Source organism: Streptomyces sp. NRRL B-1140, from assembly GCF_001280065.1.
Taxonomy (GTDB): Bacteria; Actinomycetota; Actinomycetes; order Streptomycetales; family Streptomycetaceae; genus Streptomyces.
In genome coordinates, this window is sequence record NZ_LGEA01000074.1 from 1 (window position 1) to 216 (window position 216).

The 216-nt window shown below is 58.8% G+C and carries 1 rRNA gene; it reads right to left on the minus strand.

Annotation, left to right across the window (positions count from 1 at the left end):
* Positions 1-216: ribosomal RNA gene (locus ADK65_RS09355) — 23S ribosomal RNA — on the minus strand; the annotation flags it as partial.

The window sequence follows — 216 nt, forward strand, 5'->3', positions numbered from 1 at the left end:
TCTCAAACGAGCCGCTGACGTTTCGACTACGGGGGTCTTACCCTCTACGCCGGACCTTTCGCATGTCCTTCGCCTACATCAACGGTTTCTGACTCGTCCCACGGCCGGCAGACCGTGGAAGAGAGATCCCACAACCCCGCATACGCAACCCCTGCCGGGTCTCACACGTATACGGTTTAGCCTCATCCAGTTTCGCTCGCCACTACTCCCGGAATC